15 protein-coding genes are annotated in these 15,341 nt (G+C 72.5%); 5 read left to right on the plus strand and 10 right to left on the minus strand.

The features are described 5' to 3' along the window. Positions 1-166: 166 nt before the first annotated feature. The gene (gene dusB / locus B1759_RS13270) at positions 167-1,240 is read right to left on the minus strand and encodes a tRNA dihydrouridine synthase DusB (protein ID WP_095515546.1); all 1,074 of its coding nucleotides are present in this window, start codon (positions 1,238-1,240) and stop codon (positions 167-169) included. Between the two features lie 166 nt (positions 1,241-1,406). On the opposite strand from dusB, the gene B1759_RS13275 reads away from it, so the two are divergent. Together B1759_RS13275 and B1759_RS13280 are read left to right on the plus strand one after the other, a co-directional pair. Further along, a complete protein-coding gene (locus tag B1759_RS13275) occupies positions 1,407-1,649 on the plus strand; it encodes a hypothetical protein (protein ID WP_095515547.1) in 243 nt (80 codons plus the stop codon). Positions 1,650-1,703: 54 nt separating this feature from the next. Continuing rightward, positions 1,704-1,973 carry a PLD nuclease N-terminal domain-containing protein gene (locus tag B1759_RS13280; RefSeq protein ID WP_095515548.1) on the plus strand — a complete coding sequence of 90 codons (270 nt, stop codon included), beginning with the start codon at positions 1,704-1,706 and terminating at the stop codon, positions 1,971-1,973. A 142-nt stretch (positions 1,974-2,115) separates the two neighbouring features. Here B1759_RS13280 and B1759_RS13285 read toward each other — a convergent pair whose 3' ends face one another. The 5 genes from B1759_RS13285 to B1759_RS13300 form a co-directional block, all read right to left on the minus strand. Then, a complete protein-coding gene (locus B1759_RS13285; RefSeq protein ID WP_095515549.1) occupies positions 2,116-2,799 on the minus strand; it encodes a response regulator transcription factor in 684 nt (227 codons plus the stop codon). A 33-nt stretch (positions 2,800-2,832) separates the two neighbouring features. Then, positions 2,833-5,829, minus strand: coding sequence for a sensor histidine kinase (locus B1759_RS13290; protein ID WP_095515550.1), 2,997 nt, complete (start codon positions 5,827-5,829; stop codon positions 2,833-2,835). A gap of 213 nt (positions 5,830-6,042) precedes the next feature. Continuing rightward, the gene (locus B1759_RS13295) at positions 6,043-8,181 is read right to left on the minus strand and encodes a YcaO-like family protein (protein ID WP_095515551.1); all 2,139 of its coding nucleotides are present in this window, start codon (positions 8,179-8,181) and stop codon (positions 6,043-6,045) included. 63 nt (positions 8,182-8,244) lie between these two features. Beyond that, a complete protein-coding gene (locus B1759_RS20250) occupies positions 8,245-8,412 on the minus strand; it encodes a hypothetical protein (RefSeq protein ID WP_233134419.1) in 168 nt (55 codons plus the stop codon). Between the two features lie 436 nt (positions 8,413-8,848). After that, the gene (locus B1759_RS13300; RefSeq protein ID WP_095515552.1) at positions 8,849-9,826 is read right to left on the minus strand and encodes a formylglycine-generating enzyme family protein; all 978 of its coding nucleotides are present in this window, start codon (positions 9,824-9,826) and stop codon (positions 8,849-8,851) included. A gap of 192 nt (positions 9,827-10,018) precedes the next feature. Here B1759_RS13300 and dinB point away from each other — a divergent pair, with 192 nt between their 5' ends. Then, entirely contained in the window at positions 10,019-11,068 is a 1,050-nt protein-coding gene (dinB, locus tag B1759_RS13305) for a DNA polymerase IV (protein WP_198948875.1), read from the plus strand. Positions 11,069-11,073: 5 nt separating this feature from the next. Here the strand turns inward: dinB and B1759_RS13310 are convergent, their stop codons facing one another. Both B1759_RS13310 and B1759_RS13315 read right to left on the minus strand, forming a co-directional pair. Next, positions 11,074-11,640: a hypothetical protein gene (locus B1759_RS13310; protein ID WP_095515554.1), complete on the minus strand. Its 567-nt coding sequence runs from the start codon at positions 11,638-11,640 to the stop codon at positions 11,074-11,076. Positions 11,641-11,644: 4 nt separating this feature from the next. Next, a complete protein-coding gene (locus B1759_RS13315; RefSeq protein ID WP_095515555.1) occupies positions 11,645-12,013 on the minus strand; it encodes a DoxX family protein in 369 nt (122 codons plus the stop codon). Between the two features lie 104 nt (positions 12,014-12,117). Here B1759_RS13315 and B1759_RS13320 point away from each other — a divergent pair, with 104 nt between their 5' ends. Together B1759_RS13320 and B1759_RS13325 are read left to right on the plus strand one after the other, a co-directional pair. After that, positions 12,118-12,378 carry a GlsB/YeaQ/YmgE family stress response membrane protein gene (locus B1759_RS13320; protein WP_095515556.1) on the plus strand — a complete coding sequence of 87 codons (261 nt, stop codon included), beginning with the start codon at positions 12,118-12,120 and terminating at the stop codon, positions 12,376-12,378. A gap of 83 nt (positions 12,379-12,461) precedes the next feature. Beyond that, positions 12,462-13,145: a hypothetical protein gene (locus B1759_RS13325; protein ID WP_095515557.1), complete on the plus strand. Its 684-nt coding sequence runs from the start codon at positions 12,462-12,464 to the stop codon at positions 13,143-13,145. A 39-nt stretch (positions 13,146-13,184) separates the two neighbouring features. On the opposite strand, the gene B1759_RS13330 is transcribed toward B1759_RS13325, so the two are convergent. Both B1759_RS13330 and B1759_RS13335 read right to left on the minus strand, forming a co-directional pair. Further along, positions 13,185-13,766, minus strand: coding sequence for a hypothetical protein (locus B1759_RS13330; RefSeq protein WP_158225255.1), 582 nt, complete (start codon positions 13,764-13,766; stop codon positions 13,185-13,187). A 77-nt stretch (positions 13,767-13,843) separates the two neighbouring features. Next, positions 13,844-15,256: a phosphoglucomutase/phosphomannomutase family protein gene (locus tag B1759_RS13335; protein WP_095515559.1), complete on the minus strand. Its 1,413-nt coding sequence runs from the start codon at positions 15,254-15,256 to the stop codon at positions 13,844-13,846. Between the last annotated feature and the right edge of the window lie 85 nt (positions 15,257-15,341).

The following is a 15,341-nucleotide window of genomic DNA, read 5'->3' on the forward strand; positions in this document are numbered from 1 at the left end:
GCGAGGCTCCCCATCGCTTCGGCGAGGCTCACCACCGCTTCGGCGAGGCTCCCCATCGCTTCGGCGAGGCTCACCACCGCTCCGACGAGGCTTCCAGCCACTCAGACGAGGCTACCAACTCCTTCACAATCCGTCCCCGCCCGCCTCGGCCCCGAGGCGGGCAGCGTCAGGCCGCCGTCTCCGTCGAGGTCGGCAGGGTGGCCTTCCGAGGAAGCCGCGCCGGGATCGCGACGCGCTTGGCGAGGTCCCGCGCGACGGGCACCGACACCTCCTCGTCCTCAGGACGCCACGTGTGCAAGAGATCCAGCACCCCGTCGCAGGTGTCGTGCTCCATGAGCCGCATCCGGAGCTGGCTCGCGCCGCGGTGCCCCTTGAAGTAGCCGCCGTACATCCGGCGCATCTCCAACACGCCCTTGCGCTCGCCGAGCCACGCCGCCTTCAGCGTCACGTGCTCGGCCACGACCGCCACACGCTCCTCCCACGACGGCGGGTCCGGCACCTCGCCCGTCTCCAGCAGCGCCTTCGCGTCGCGGAAGATCCAGGGGTTGCCGATGGCGCCGCGCCCGATCATGACGGCGTCGGCCGCGCCCTGCTCGAACATCGCGCGCACCTTCTCCGGCGTCGTCGCGTCGCCGTTGCCGATGAGCGGGATGTCGCGGAGGGCGGCCTTGATCTTGGGGAACCACGCCCAGCGCGCCTCGCCGCGGTACATCTGGGCCCGCGTCCGCGCGTGGACGGCGAGGGCGGCCACGCCGGTCGCCTCCAGCATCCGCGCCACCTCCTCGATCCGGATCGACTCGTCGTTCCAGCCCAGCCGCGTCTTGACGGTCACCGGCCGCGTGGCCTCCTCGATGACGGCCGCCGTGATGGCCTCCATCTTGTCGAGGTTGCGGAGGATGCCCGCCCCGCCGTCCTTGCAGACGACCTTCTTGACCGGGCACCCGAAGTTGATGTCGATCAGCGTCGGGTCCTGGGCGTCGGCGATCCGGGCCGCCTCGCGCACCTGGTCGATCTCGCCGCCGAAGATCTGGATGCCGACCGGCCGCTCCTCTTCGTAGAACTCCAGCTTCTGCACCGAGCCCTGCGCGCCGTACGCCAGCCCGCCCGCCGAGATGAACTCGGTGTACAGCAGGTCCGCCCCGTACCGCTTGCACAGGATGCGGAAGGGGGGATCCGACACGTCCTCCATCGGGGCGAGGAGGAGCGGACGGGGGCCGAGGTCGATGTCTGCGATGCGCATGCGGGCAACCTACGGGATGGGCCCGGCCGCTCCAGCGCGCGCGACCCGTTTTGCGGGTTTCTTCGGACGCCTCGGCGGCTCCGGGGCCTCCGCCGAACCGCGCCCCCGCCCACGCAACTCGCAAAACCCTCTGCCCGTAGGGCGCCCCAGACTCCTCCCGAACACCATGACGCTCGTCCTCGCCGCGACCCTGGCCGCCACCCTCGCAGGGCTCGCCAAGACGCTCCTCCTCACGCTGATCGCGGTCCTCAACGGCGTCCTCGCGCTGCTGGCCGCCCTGGCGACGTGGAAGACGTACCTCGCCATCGGCACGAAGGTGTTCCTGATCGTGCTGTTCTGCATCCCGGTCGTCGGCCTGCTGGTGTTCCTCGTGTGGGGCCAGCGCGTCGTCCGCGACAACCAGCGCTAGCCAGACGACGCCGCCGCCAGCGCTCGCCCTTCCCCTCGCTCCCCCCGACCTGCCATGGACCGCCTCCGCACTCTCCCCGTCCTCGCCCTCGGCGCGTTTGCGCTGCTGCTCTCCGGTTGTGGGGATGGCAACGCCTTCCACCTCATCTCCACCGGCTACGGCAGCTTCTGCGGGCTCATCCACATCGTGTTCGTCGTGGTGGCCCTCGTCAAGATCGCCAACAGCAACGCCGACACCGGCTCGAAGCTGCTCTGGGCCGCCGCCGTGTTCTTCTTCCCCTTCCTCGGGCTGATCGCCTGGTGGATCTGGGGCCCGAAGAGCTGACGCGACCGACACGCCGGGCGTCGACCGCCCGGGTGACGCGTGGGGCGTAGACCGTGGGACCTCTGAGCGATCCGCTCGGCCCGCGCTCTACGCCCCACGTCGGTCAGGTCACCTTCCGCAGGTCCGGACCGGTCAGAGGCCGTCACTCCGCCGCGACCGCACGCGGACCCGGGATGATGTCCATCCGGGTGGCGATGGCGACGGCCTCCAGCCCCGACGAGGTGTGCAGCTTCGCATAGAGGTTGCGCACGTGCGTGTCGACGGTGTGCGGGCTGATGAACAACTCCTCGGCGATGCGCTTCTGGCTGAAGCCCCGAGCCATCAGGCGGATGACCTCTTCTTCCCGAGCGGTGAGGGGCGAGGGCGCGGCGGGGGCGAAGAAGGCCCCCAGGTGCCTGGCCACGCCGGGCGAGAAGCCCATGCCGCCGCGCGCGGTCTGCCGCACGGCCAACTCCAGAGCGTCCACGATCCGGTCTTTGAGGACGTACCCCGATGCGCCCGCCCGGAGGGCGGCGAACACGGTGTCCGGGTCGTCGATGTTGGTCAGGACCAGCACCGGGACGGTCTTCGCCGTGGCTCGGAAGCGCCGGGTCGCCTCGATCCCGTCGACGCCCGGCAGGCGGATGTCCATGACGACCAGGTCGGGTAGCCCTCCTCCAGAGAGGCTCAGAAGCCGGTCGTTCAGCGCGGCGTAGGACGAGAACGTCTCGCCGAGCCGCAGGTCGTCGGTGCTGGCGACGAGGCGGGCGAACGCATCCTGGTAGGCGGGCTCGTCCTCGACGAGCCAGAGGGTGAGCACCGGGGGCGCCATGTCAGAAGGGGCCATGACCGAAGAGGAAGAAAGGAAGGCCGGTAGCCATCAAGATGGCGGCCGAGACGGCGCGGCGCCATCGCGCGACTGCGGGGTCCGAGCGTCGGCCTGGAGCCGGTGCGTGGGCATCCAGAGGGTGTGCCGGGTGCCCGCGCCGGGCCGTGCCGTGGTGGTCAGCGTGCCGCCGAGGGCGCTCGCTCGGGCGCGCATGCTCGTGAGGCCGTGCCCGCCGGTCGCCTCGGCGGCCGTGAGGTCGAAGCCGCGCCCGTCATCCTCGACGGTGAAGGCGAGCCCGTCCGCCTCGGAGACGACAGCGATGCGGACGCGCGTCGCGCAGGCGTGCTTCTGGATGTTGTGGAGCGCCTCGTTGTGGAAGAGGAGCAGGTGCCGCCGAGCCGTCATCGAGAGGGGCCGGGGGGCGAGGTCGGGAGCGGCGTCCAGCGTGAGGTCGGCCTCGGGGAGGAGGTCGAACGCCACCTGCCGGATGCGCTGGAGGAGGGCCGAGAGGGTGTCGTGGCGGCCATCCACCACCCAGACCATGTCCCGCACGTCGGCGGCGAGCGCCTGGGCCTGCCGGCCATGGGCCGAGAGGCGCTCCGCGAGCCCCTCGGGCGCGTCCCGGCTCGTGAGCTGGAGCTGGACGGCGAGCCCGCTGACGCGGCTCCCGATGTCGTCGTGGAGGTCGTCCGCGATGCGCTGGCGGGTGCGCGCGAGGGCGAGCACGTGACCGAGGCGGACCCGGTGGGCCGCATAGGCGGCGAGGGCCACTCCCAGCACGACGAGCCCGAGGAACCAGCCTCGTTGCCAGATGGGGGCGAGGACTCGGACGTCGGCCCGCGCGACCCGGCGGCTCGGAACGCCCAGGCTGTTGATGGCGCGGATCTGGACGGCATGGCGGCCCGGGCGGAGCCCCGTCAGTTCCAGCCGCCCGTCGGCATCGACCGGGGCCCACGTGGTGTCTGCGCCGAGCCGGTAGGCATACCGGAGGCCTTCGGGGTCGACGTAGTCCAGGCCGACCACCTGGAGCGAGATCCGCCGCGTGCCCACCGGCGCCTCGACATCGGTGGAGCGGACCGTCCCCACCGTGCGCGCGACCCCGTCCACCTCGACGGCGGTGAACGCGACCGGCGGCGGCGGGCGCGAACGCGGAAACCGGGACGGCACCACGCCCACGACCCCGTCGCGCGTGCCGAACCACAGCGTGCCCTCGGCCGCGGTACAGGGGCCCGCGGTGAAGGCCTGCACAGGGAGCCCGTTGGGTCCGGCGTACGACGCGACCCGCCCGGTCTCGGCGTCGACGCGGGCGAGGCCGTCGCCGGTGCCCGCCCAGGCGTATCGCGCGTCCTCCGCGAGCACGCACTCGACGCTCGCGTGGGGGAGGCCCTCCGCGAGGCCCACCCAGGTGGGGACGGCCCCGTCGCCGACACGGGCGAGGCCGTTCGAGGTCCCGACCCAGGCTGCGCCATCGGTCGTCGGTGCGATCGAGGTCACCCAGGTCCGCGCCAGAGCGGGGTCTTCCGGTCCCAGCGGGGACGCCACGCCGTCGCGGATCCGGACCCCGCCTCGGTCCGTGGTGCCGACCCAGAGGCTGCCATCCGTACCGGGACGGAGCGTGTAGACGGCGTCCGTGGGGAGGCCCCCCGAGGTGGAGGCGTCGAGGCAACGGTCCAGGGTGCGGAGGTTCGTCGACGCGCAGGCGCCCGCGTTCGAGAGCCCGATCCACAGGGTACCGGCCGCATCGGTCGCGAGGGCGTGGACGAGGGGGCTGGGAAGATCCTCGAACGCCCGGACGGGCCTTCCGCCCTGGGCCTCCCGGCGCCAGACGCCGTCGGTTTCGGTGCCGATCCAGAGGGTGCCATCGGCCGCCTCTACGACGGCGCGCACCATCATGGTCTCGGTGCCAGGGACGAGCGACCAGGCGCGCGATGTCCGCTCGGTGTCGGCGGTGTAGAGGCCCGCCAGCGTCCCGACCCAGAGGCCGCCCGTGGCACGTGGGGCCAGCGCCATGACGAGGCCGTCGCGCCCCGGCGGCGGGCGCAGGTGGAGGAAGGGCGACGGCGGACGGAGGCGGGCGAGGCCGTCCCACGTGGCCACCCACGTCCCCACATCGGCGTCGTGGTAAACGTCGATGACGGTCACGTTCGGCAGGCCATCGGTTCGTCCCGGGGTGGGAAGAAAGGTCCGCTCGACGGTCCCTGTCGCCTCCTCCACCTGCAGAAGGCCGCCGTCCCAGGTCCCGATCCAGAGGGTGCCGGGCGTCGCCTCCTCGACGGCGACGACGCGGTCATTCCCGGGTGGCAGCGGGACGCGCTGACTTCGCCCGTCGGGCTCGATGTGCCAGAGCCCTGCACCGTACGACCCGACCCAGGTGGAGCCGTCGGCGCGAGGCAGGAGGGCGAACGCGTCTGGAAGGTCCTCGGCCGTGACGAGCCTCCGGAAAGCACCGCCCCGCGGCGCACGGCGCCAGAGCCCGGTCTGGGTGCTCGCCCAGATCGCCCCGTCCGGCCCGACGCGGACTCCGTCGATGCCAGCCGTCGAGTCGGCGTCGGTGCCCAGGCGGTAGCGGCGCGAAGCACCGGAGCCTGGGGCCCACCTGACCAGCCCTCGCTCGGTCCCGACCCACAAGTGGCCCGCTTCGTCGTGGTCGACGCCCCGGATCGACACGCCACGGAGCGACGGCGGGGCCGCGTCGACGAACGCCCCCGTCTCTGGCTCGATCGACTGGAGCCCGTCGCCCGTGCCGACCCAGAGGCGTCCGTGCGGCCCCAGGTGCAGCCCGTCCGGGTTGACTACATCGTCTCGGAGCGAGGTGGGAAGGTCCGGGTCGTGCCGGAAGCACTCGAAGGCGAGCCCGTCCAGGCGACAGAGGCCGCTCAGGGTGCCTACCCAGACGAACCCGAGCGCGTCCCGCTCGATGGCCGTGACCTGTGCCGACGGAAGACCGGCCTCGGTCCCGTACCGCGTGAAGGTCTGGGCATCGAGCGGTCCCGCGAGGACAGCGATCAGCAGGCCGACTCGCAGAAGGTCCAGTACGGAGTCGCGCAAAGAAAACAGGACGGAAGGGCCCCGAAGCTAACCGGTCGGGTCGGCGGGAGCTTTCTGGGCGGATCCTCCCGTCCCACGTCCTGCAGCACGGTTCGCGGTCGAGGGCGCGGGGGATAGACGAGGGAAACCGGAAGGAGGATGTCTATCCTCCTGGCGTCCTCTCCCGTGGGAAAACAGGAGCGGCGGACCGGATTCGGTGTACTCGGGTCGGCCTCAGGTCGTGAGTTCGAGGGCGTCAGCGGCCTCCCAGGCTGAGGAGCAGGTCTGCCACCCCGTTGCCGTCGCAACGTCCCGGACGCGTGCCCCGCCGAGTCGGCGCCAGAAGTGAACCAGGCCGGGGACCACCACGCGGGCCGTCGGCACGCCGACGTGCGGGTGCGTCTGGTCGATCAGGTACGCGGAGAGTCCTGCTGCCGCAAGACGGGCCACGACTGCGTCGAGGTCGTCGCGGAGGTCGCCCGTGGTGAGGTCGGGGAGCGCGCCGAGGTCGATCCGCGGGAGGCCGGGGTGGGGGAGGAGGAACGGGTGATCGTCCAGGCAGACAGTCTCGGCCCAGTCGAACGCGCTGCCGGGTCCGTCCGGATGGTCGGTCTCGACCGCCATCAGGTGCATCTCCTGAAGGGCCTTCTCCGCAGCGGTGCGCGGGGAGAGGTGCGCCCCGAAGCCGAGCGCGACGCCGTGAGGCGCATCGGGCCGGACGGAGACCGCGACGAAGGTGGCGAGTCCGATCTCCGTGCTCACATCCAGGATCTCGACCGCCCGGCCTCGGCGCCGGGTGGCGGCCAGGAGCGACTGCGCGAGTGGGGAGTCGATGGATGCCGCGTCGAGGGCCGGGCGCTGGCTCCTGGAGCGGTGCCACAGGGCGACGCTGTCCCGTTCGACGAGTTCGACGGCGCCGTAGAGCGCGGCCTCCTCCAGGCAGGACCCCGACGCACAGCCGTTGCTGTCGGCGTAGGCGTACGTCGGCTGGTCGGCGAAGGGATACGCGTAAAAGGCGAGGCCGCAGGGGACCCACCGGAAAGCGCCGGGCTCGGCGAGGCTCCAGGCCTGCACCCAGTGCGTCGGCCGGGCAGGATCGAAGCGCTCGGGGACGCGGAGGAACGGGTGGGCGGTGCGGTTCCACGCGTCCCGCGTCTCGAACTGAGCGTCGCTGAATTGGAGGACGGCGTTCGGGACGACGGCGTCTTCCCCAAGCGCACCGGCATGCGCGAACCGGAAGCCGTCGGCGCCCGGGAAGAAACCGGACGCTCGCTCGATGCCTTCGAACACCGCGGCCACGGTCGCCTCCGCCGGCGAGCCTCCGGAGCCGCCCGCGGTGAGCCCGGTCGTGGCGCGGATGGCGGTCAGCGAGGGCCGGGCGAGCGGGGCCGCGTGCCGGACCCGGCGGACGTGGAGCGGCGCGTAGGCCTCCGGCGGAAGCGTCCGAGATCCGGCGGGCAGGTCGCGGACCACGCCTCCGATGGCGTGCTGGAGGTCGCTGGCGAGGGATCGTGCCCAGGCGAGAGGCCGCCAGCGGTGGGAGCCCGGCGCCTTGGGCCTCGGGACGAGCACCGGCGGGCGGGGAGGCGCTCCTGCCCTCCCGCACGCCGGGCAGGCCGGGCGCCGCTGAACGAGGCAGGGGCGCGTCGGTGGGGTCGGCACGCTCGGGAGAGGCTGGAGGAGCGCATGCGGAACGTCCCAGGCACGGGTCGCGAGTCCGATGGCGACCCGTTCGGCGATGGCGTCGGGCGACAGGACGGGAGCCGGGAGGGCCGCCTCGGCGAGGTCGGCGGTGCGGTCCGACCGGAGGAGGTGGGCGCGCAGACAGGCGAGGCACGCCGTGCGGCCGGGCTCCAGCCAGACCTCGAACGGCGAGACCCTGGCGGTCTGGATCGCCACGGTGGGGCCGGGCGAGGGCGAGGCAGAACGGAGGGTGAGGGCGAGATCGGGCGCGGCGAGCACGGTGAGCGTGGCCCGCGAGGGGGAGTCCGCCACCCGAAGCCCCAGCGCGAGGAATGCCGTGTTCAGGGAGGGGCAGCGAGGCGTCGCCTCGTGAAGGGCGAGCGGCGTGTCGATCGCGCGGCGGGCCTGCTCCAGCGGCACGCCGAGGCGGAGCCAGCGGCGGGCCACCGACGGGGCGAGGCCAGCCGGGAGGCGCAGGGCGAGGCCGGATCGGGAGAGACGGCGGAGCACGCGTCGGGTGGTGCGGCTCCGAGGGGATGGCGCCCCCTCCACGAGAGACAGGAGGACGGAAGCGGTGGGGTCGGTGTAGATGGTGGACTCGTGGTCGGTGTCCAGCACCTCCACGCAGTGGTCGGGCAGCGAGCGGAGACGGTGCGCCGGTGACAGCATCCAACGGGTAGAGAGAGGCATGAGCGGGTCCGGGGGAGACAGAGGAGACCCGGGCGCGTTGGCGCACCCGGGCCCTGGGAGGTGCTACGCGGTGTAGCCTGGGATCTGGCACGTCCAGGTACACGTCGTGCGCGTCTCGGCCGGTTCGATGGTGCGCGAGGAGCACACCACGTCTGTGGTGTGCGGTGCACGCCGAGGCTCGGCAGTCAGGAGGGCGGCCACGGCCGCGGTGAGAGACAGGAACAGAGACATGGTGAGGGTGGCTGGTGAGTACAGGTGAGTCGGGCCATGCCCTGGTATCCAGGGCCCGTGTTGGCCGACCCGCACTGCGCACGGCCCGGCGTGGGTCGGGATCTGTGCCGGGAAGTCCCGAGCCTCTCCGGGTCTCGCTCACCCGAGGGGAGCCGTTCTGCAGGGCGCCACCGCGCCTCCAAACAATGAGCCCTCCTCCGTGCCACCACGCACGGGGGAGGGCTCGGGACGGGGTACAGCGCCCGCCCACTGCGAACTCATCGGGGGGACGCTGACGTCGCCAGCCAGAGGCGGAGACATCGGACGCCCCCGGACACGGAGGATGCAGTGAGCGCAGCCTACCCGGGGGCCGGGCAGGAGCGGTATCCCGTCATTCCGCCAATCCGCCTCTCCGTGGGGACGCCTGTAGGCGGCTGGTCGCGGCTACGGCTGCGTGCTATCGGGCAGCCACTCCCGCCTCGGGCAGGTCGCGGGCACACCGGAAGCCGACATGCGCGAACGACGACTCCGGGGTCGCGTGGCTCCGGGCGCTGACGCGGTAGCCGTGGCAGTACGACGGGTGGCAGAGGAACGAGCCGCCTCGCTGGACGCGCTCCGGCTCGCCCGCGGTGCTCGCCATGCCGAGGCTGACGCCGCCGTCGGGGCCGAGCGGGTAGGGCTGGTACCAGGAGGCCGTCCACTCCCAGACGTTGCCGCCCAGGTCGGTCAGGCCGAGGGGCGTCGCGCCGAAGGCGCCGACCGGGCTGGTGCCATCGCGGTATCCGTCAGATCCGTCATCGCCGGCAGGGAAGGAGCCGGTCCAGGTGTTGGCGCGGGCCCGGCCGCCCTCGTCGAGGGCGTCGCCCCATGCGTAGGGGCTGCGGTCGTCGCCCGCGCCGCGTGCGGCGTGCTCCCACTCGACCTCGGTGGGCAGGCGCCCGCCGTCCCACGTGCAGAACGCGACCGCGTCCGTCCACGAGACCTGCGTGACGGGGTGGTCGTCGGGCGCCTCGGGACCCTCCGGGCCGCGAGGCTGGCGCCACGTCGCGCCGGGCACGAGGCCCCAGGAGCCCTGCGTCTGGTCCATCACCGCGCCATCGCCGAAGGCCTCGGCCTGTGTGTCGAAGCCCGTCGCCTCGACGAAGGCGCGAAAGCGGGCGACGGTGACGGGCGAGCGGTCCAGCAGGAAGGGCGAGACCTCGGCCGCGAAGACGGGCTTCTCGTGCGGCATCCCGCCCTCGCCCGGCAGCACCCCGATGCGCGTCGTCCCGCCCGGCACGTAAGCCATCCCCTCGGGCACGGTCACGCCATCCGGGACGGTCAGGTCGACGACAACCGTGTCGGCGGCGGCGGGTGTCGGCGCCTCGGTGGGCGCGTCGGCGCAGGCGCCGAGGCCGAGGCCGAGGACGAGCAGAAGAGCGAGGCGGTGTGACACGACGGGGGAACGGGGGAGGCCCGAAGATCGCACGCGCAAGCGTCCGGTCTCCAGTTTCCGCTGGCTCGCGCCCGGTTGCGTGTGCAGCTTCGTCCCGCCATGCCCCCACCGAACGGTTCTCCTGCATCCCGAGCGTCGCCGTCGGCGAGCCGGCCGTCAGGGCCCAGAGGTCGGAAAATCATCCACGTCGACATGGACGCGTTTTTCGCGTCGGTGGCGCAGCGCGACGACCCGTCGCTACGCGGCCTCCCGGTCGTCGTCGGCGGGCGGAGCGGGCGGGGTGTGGTCGCGGCGGCCAGCTACGAGGCTCGCGTGTTCGGCATCCACAGCGCCATGCCGATGATGCACGCGCGGCGCCGCTGCCCGGACCTCGTCATCGTGCCGCCGGACGGCGCGGCGTACCGCGAGGCGAGCGAGCAGGTCCGCGCCATCTTCGACCGCTACGCCGAACTGGTGGAGCCGCTGTCCATCGACGAGGCCTACCTGGACGTGACCGAGCCGCTGACGGGCCCGGCCTCGGGGACGCTTGTGGCGCAGGCCATCCGCGCCGAGATCGTCCAGGCGACGGGGCTGACGTCCAGCGCGGGCGTCTCGTTCGGGAAGTTCCTCGCCAAGACCGCCTCGGGGATGGCCAAGCCCGACGGCCTCCGCGTCATCACGCCCGAGGAGGCGCCCGGCGTGCTGGCCGACCTCGCCGTCGAGGACTTCCACGGCGTCGGCCCGGCGACGGCGCGTCGGCTCCGTGCCCTCGGCATCGAGACCGGCGCCGACCTGCAGGCGCGCTCCGAGGACGAAATGCGCGAGGCGCTCGGCAAGGTCGGCGGGTGGCTCGCGCGCGTCGTCCGCTGCCAGGACGACCGGCCGGTGCGCCCGCACCGCGTCCGCAAGTCGGTCGGCACCGAGCGGACGTTCCGGCGCGACGTGCGCGGCGCGGAGGCTCTCGCCGAGAAGCTGGTGCCCATCGCGGAGGAACTGGCTCGCCGCCTCGCGCGCCACCGCCTCGCCGGGCGGACGGTCACGCTCAAGCTCAAGAGCGCCGACTTCCAGATCACGCAGCGCAGCGCCACGCTTCCTGGCCCCGTCGCCACCGAGGCGGAGTTGATGGGCGTCGGCCTGGCGCTGCTTCACCGGCCCGCGCCCCCGAAGGGCGCCCTTCGTCTCGTCGGGCTCACCATTTCGGCGCTGGTGCCCGCCGACGGCGGGCGGCAGCTCGTCTTTCCATTCGCCCTGCCCGGCGCCTGACGCCGTTACCAGAGGAAGGGCGATTCCACCGTCACCTCCGCCTCGGGGGCCCGGCGGACCGGGACCGGCGGCCCGTCCGGGCGCTCGTACGCGATCCGCCCGGTCGCCAGCGCGTCGAGGAAGAAGTCGGCGACGCTGGCGGAGTCTTGGGCGACGAACGTGGGCGGCGGCTCGCCCGCGAGGGGCGTCAGCCAGAACGTGTCCGCGATCAGGTCGACGGTGGCGGTCTCGCCCGGCGGGATAGCCAGCGAGTCGGGCGGTCCGGCACGGCGGACGTAGAACGGGATCGTGGTGTCGGCCGTGACGAGGACGAAGCGCCCGCCCGGCCCGGCGCCCTCGATGTGCCCGTCGCGGAGGTTTTCGCCGCCGCGGACGACGACGAACGGCCGGTCGGTCTCGTTCTCGATCACAGCGCGGACCTCGACGGTCCGGAACGGCATGTGGAGCAGCAGTTCCCGCTCCGGGGCATACGCGACCACAGTCGCCTCCGTCCACAGGGCCCCGGCCGTTGGCGGCTCCGTGGCGCAGCCGGTCGCGAGGAGGCCGATCAGGACGGCGACGCGAGGCTGCATTCGCCTAGAGCGGCAGGTGCGCGCTGCGGCCGTACATCACCACGAGCGCCAGCAGCAGGAGCCCTGCCGGAGGCGCCACCTTCTTCCATTCGCCGTGCTCGCCGTGGGCGATCATCGCGGCCACCATCACGCACGCCAGCCCGAACGCCGCCCACGGCACGAGGCCGCCCATCCCGATCAGCAGCGGCAGGATCAGGCCGACCGCGCCGAGCACCTCAGACAGCCCGATCGCCTTGATCGAGAGCGGTCGGTAGGCCGCGAGGACGCCCATCGTAGGGAGCAGGGCCTCCTTGGGCTTCGCGAGCTTGAGCCCGCCGACGGCGAGGAAGACGACGGCGAGAACGACCTGGAGAATCCAGAGGACGACAGACATGATCGGGCGGCGGGGGACGGGATGGTAACGCCTCTCTCGGCGGCGGTGAACCTTTCGGGCGCCGGGACAGTACGCAGAGCCCCTCTTACCCGACCCCACTCCCTATGATTACTGGTCTCATCTTCTGGATCGTCGTCGGCGCCATCGCCGGGTTCCTCGCGGAGAAAATCATGAAGGCCGACATGGGCCTCGGCATGAACATCGTCGTCGGCATCGTCGGCGCGCTCATCGGCGGTTTCCTGATCACCCAGGTCCTCGGCTTCGGGGACGGCGAGGGCCTGATCGAGAGCATCGTCGTGGCCACGCTCGGCGCAGTCATCCTGCTCTGGGCCATCAACAAGTTCAAGGAGTCGAAGGCGGCCTGACCGTCTCTGCTCTCCGTTTCGCGGGCGGCCCGGCACCTCGCCGGGCCGCCCGCGTTCTGTCGCGCCCACCCCTCGACCCGCCCGTGCGTCCGCTTCGTCTGTTCTGGCCTCTCGTCCTCGTCCTCGCCCTCGGCGCCTGTGGCGACGAGCCCGCCGACCCGGCCGAGACCGTGGCCGTCCCGGAGGCCGATGTCGAGCGCTTCCGCGCCGAGGTCTTCCGCGAGACGATCGACCTCGACGCCGACCTCGCCCAGCTGGAGGCCGAGGCGGCCGCGCTCGACTCGGTGGGACAGGCCGCTTACGCGCCCGTCCTCGACCGTCTCCGCGCCGACCGCCGCCGCCTCGAGGTCCGTCTCGACAGCCTCCGGCCGACGCCGCCGGTCCGGTTCGACTCGACCCGGGCCGAGGTCCGCGCGCAGACCGAGCGCCTCGCGGAGGCCGTCCGGCGCGCTCGCTACGACGCCGCGCCGTCGTTCGAGGCGCTTCGCACCGCCGCCACGCGCGGTCTGGCGGGCCTCGACGCCCGCCTCGGCACCCTCCGCGCCGCGGCCGGGGCCGACACGACAGGCCGCCGCCTCGGGCTCGTCGACTCGCTCGCCGCCGATCGCGCTCGCCTGACCGAACGCCTGCGCGCCTATCCGGACACGTCGGACACTCAGTTCCCGCCGTTCCGCCAGTCCGTCACGGACGGCATCCGCGCGCTCGAGCGCCGCGCCGACGCGCTGGCGGCCGACTCGGTCCGCGTTGCGCCGACGCCGGACGCATAGCACGCCATTCCGGCACGGGCACCGCGTCGCCGGAATCGGCTACCACCAGAACGCTTCTTCGTCGCCGAAGGCGTCCGTGTGGACGGCGTGGAACGTGCCCGTGATCTGGACCTCCGCGCCCGTCGGTGCTGCGAGGGCGTCGAGTTCGAGGCCTCGCATCGAGAACGAGCCCCAGGCGTGCTCGGCGTCGAGCGAGTCGAGCGTGAGCGTCCCGTCGCCCGTGTAGTAGAAGCCTGTCCGTCCGCCGGTGCCCCCTGTCTGAGCCGGGTCGATGTAGACGCCGATGAACGCCTCCTTCGGAGGCGCTCCGCCCGGGTTGACGGCCGCCAGCGAATACGTTCCGGGCGAGACGGCCACCCCGTCGTAGGCGAAGCCGACCGCGGGTGCCGTGAGCCCATTCGACAGAGGGGGCGTCCCGAGCACCATCGCAAACGTGTTGCCGCTCTCGGCACTCACATAGGTACCGAAGTGGGCCTCGTCCCGCTGCTCCTCAACTCCGTCGCCGACGCGGAGCGTGAACGTGCTGGGCTGCAGCGCCCCGTCGAAGGGCGCCGCCGCGTCGCAGGCGCCCAGGGCGAGGAGGACGGCGAGCCCGGGGAGAGCCCGGGCGATCGATGACATCAGCGGGCGCATCGGACAGGGGCGAGGAAGGGCAACGTCGGCCTGGAGGAGGAGGCCGGACGGATCGACCAGGCAGCTTAGGCGTCGCCTTCGACGAACCCGACGCCCCACGCCACGAGCGCGTCGGCAGCGTCCTGGCTGGCGGCCTCCGAGTACACCCGCAGCACCGGCTCCGTGCCCGATGCGCGGAACATCAGCCAGCCGCCGTCGACGCGGAACTTGAAGCCGTCGATGGTCTCGGTCGCCGTCACCGGCTTGCCGTCCACCGTAGCGAGGCCGTCGCCGGAGAGCTGTGCGAGGACCGCCTGCTTGCGCGCCTCGGTCGTGTGGAGGTCGGTGCGGCTCTGGTAGTGCGGCCCGAACTCGTCCATCAGCTCGCGGACGAGGCCCGAGAGGGTCCGCTCGCGCTTGACCATCATCTCGACGACGGTGAGGCCGATGAACAGGCCGTCGCGCTCGGGGAGGTGGCCCTTGACGGCCATCCCGCCCGACTCCTCACCGCCGACCAGCACGTCGCCCTCGACCATCATCGGCCCGACGTACTTGAACCCGATCGGCGTCGTGTGGACGGTGAGGCCGTACGCCTCGCCCATCCGGTCGAGCATGTCGGTCGTGGAGAACGTCTTGACGATGTCCCCACGGAGGCCCTTCTCCTCGTGGAGGTACTTGACGAGCAGCGCCAGGATCTTGTGGGAGTCGACGAAGGCGCCCTCTTCGTCCACCAGCCCGATCCGGTCTGCGTCGCCGTCCGTGGCGAGGCCGACGGCGCAGTGGCTCGCCGGGACCGCCTCCAGCAGGGCGCCGAGGTTGCGCTCGATGGGCTCCGGCGCCTGGCCGTGCATGCCGGGGTTGAGCTCGTGGCCCAGCTCCACGACGCGCGGCTTGCCGAGAAGCTCGGTCACCACGCTCTGCCCAGCGCCGTACATGGCGTCATAGGCGACGCGCGTGCCCGCTTCCTTGATGGCCTCCACGTCGATCTTCTCGCCGAGCAGCCCCGTGTAGGCCGTCTGGAGGTCGAACGTCTCGATCAGCGCCTCGTCGCAGAGGTCGCCGAACTCCTTGATCTTGAACCGGCCCTTGGCGTTCGGCAGCTCGGCCTCCACCTCGGCGATCATGGCGGGCGTCGCCGGGCCGCCGACGTGCGACTTGATCTTGAAGCCGTTGTACTCGGGCGGGTTGTGGCTCGCCGTGATGACGATGCCTGCCGTGGCGCCGCGGTCGGCGGTCGCCCAGGAGACGGCGGGCGTCGTCGCGAAGCTGTTGGCGAGGGCCACCCGGACACCGGCCGAGGCGAACACGCACGCGACGTGCTTCGCGAAGGCGGCGCCCTGGAAGCGCGTGTCGTAGCCGATCACGACCGAGCCGTCGCCCGCGTCCTGCTGCTGCACCCACGCGGCGGTCGCACGGGCCACCCGAGTGAGGTTGTCGAACGTGTAGTCCTCGGCGATGACGGCGCGCCAGCCGTCCGTTCCGAATGTGATCTCGCGCATGGGGAAGAGCGGGTGAGAGCGTGCCCTGCGGGCCGCGGCGAAGCTACGGCCGGGGGCTGATGAGCCGGGGTGAATCTGCCATCCC

The sequence above is a fragment of the Rubrivirga sp. SAORIC476 genome, assembly GCF_002283555.1.
GTDB lineage: Bacteria > Bacteroidota > Rhodothermia > Rhodothermales > Rubricoccaceae > Rubrivirga.

What these genes read in the sequence shown, in the direction of transcription:
- B1759_RS13295 (WP_095515551.1), bottom strand. Translation starts at nt 8,181, where the DNA reads ATGCCTCTCTCTACCCGTTGGATGCTGTCACCGGCGCACCGTCTCCGC.
- dusB (WP_095515546.1), bottom strand. Translation starts at nt 1,240, where the DNA reads ATGCGCATCGCAGACATCGACCTCGGCCCCCGTCCGCTCCTCCTCGCC.
- B1759_RS13320 (WP_095515556.1), top strand. Translation starts at nt 12,118, where the DNA reads ATGATTACTGGTCTCATCTTCTGGATCGTCGTCGGCGCCATCGCCGGG.
- dinB (WP_198948875.1), top strand. Translation starts at nt 10,019, where the DNA reads ATGGACGCGTTTTTCGCGTCGGTGGCGCAGCGCGACGACCCGTCGCTA.
- B1759_RS13280 (WP_095515548.1), top strand. Translation starts at nt 1,704, where the DNA reads ATGGACCGCCTCCGCACTCTCCCCGTCCTCGCCCTCGGCGCGTTTGCG.
- B1759_RS13315 (WP_095515555.1), bottom strand. Translation starts at nt 12,013, where the DNA reads ATGTCTGTCGTCCTCTGGATTCTCCAGGTCGTTCTCGCCGTCGTCTTC.
- B1759_RS20250 (WP_233134419.1), bottom strand. Translation starts at nt 8,412, where the DNA reads ATGTCTCTGTTCCTGTCTCTCACCGCGGCCGTGGCCGCCCTCCTGACT.
- B1759_RS13275 (WP_095515547.1), top strand. Translation starts at nt 1,407, where the DNA reads ATGACGCTCGTCCTCGCCGCGACCCTGGCCGCCACCCTCGCAGGGCTC.
- B1759_RS13285 (WP_095515549.1), bottom strand. Translation starts at nt 2,799, where the DNA reads ATGGCCCCTTCTGACATGGCGCCCCCGGTGCTCACCCTCTGGCTCGTC.
- B1759_RS13330 (WP_158225255.1), bottom strand. Translation starts at nt 13,766, where the DNA reads ATGTCATCGATCGCCCGGGCTCTCCCCGGGCTCGCCGTCCTCCTCGCC.
- B1759_RS13310 (WP_095515554.1), bottom strand. Translation starts at nt 11,640, where the DNA reads ATGCAGCCTCGCGTCGCCGTCCTGATCGGCCTCCTCGCGACCGGCTGC.
- B1759_RS13335 (WP_095515559.1), bottom strand. Translation starts at nt 15,256, where the DNA reads ATGCGCGAGATCACATTCGGAACGGACGGCTGGCGCGCCGTCATCGCC.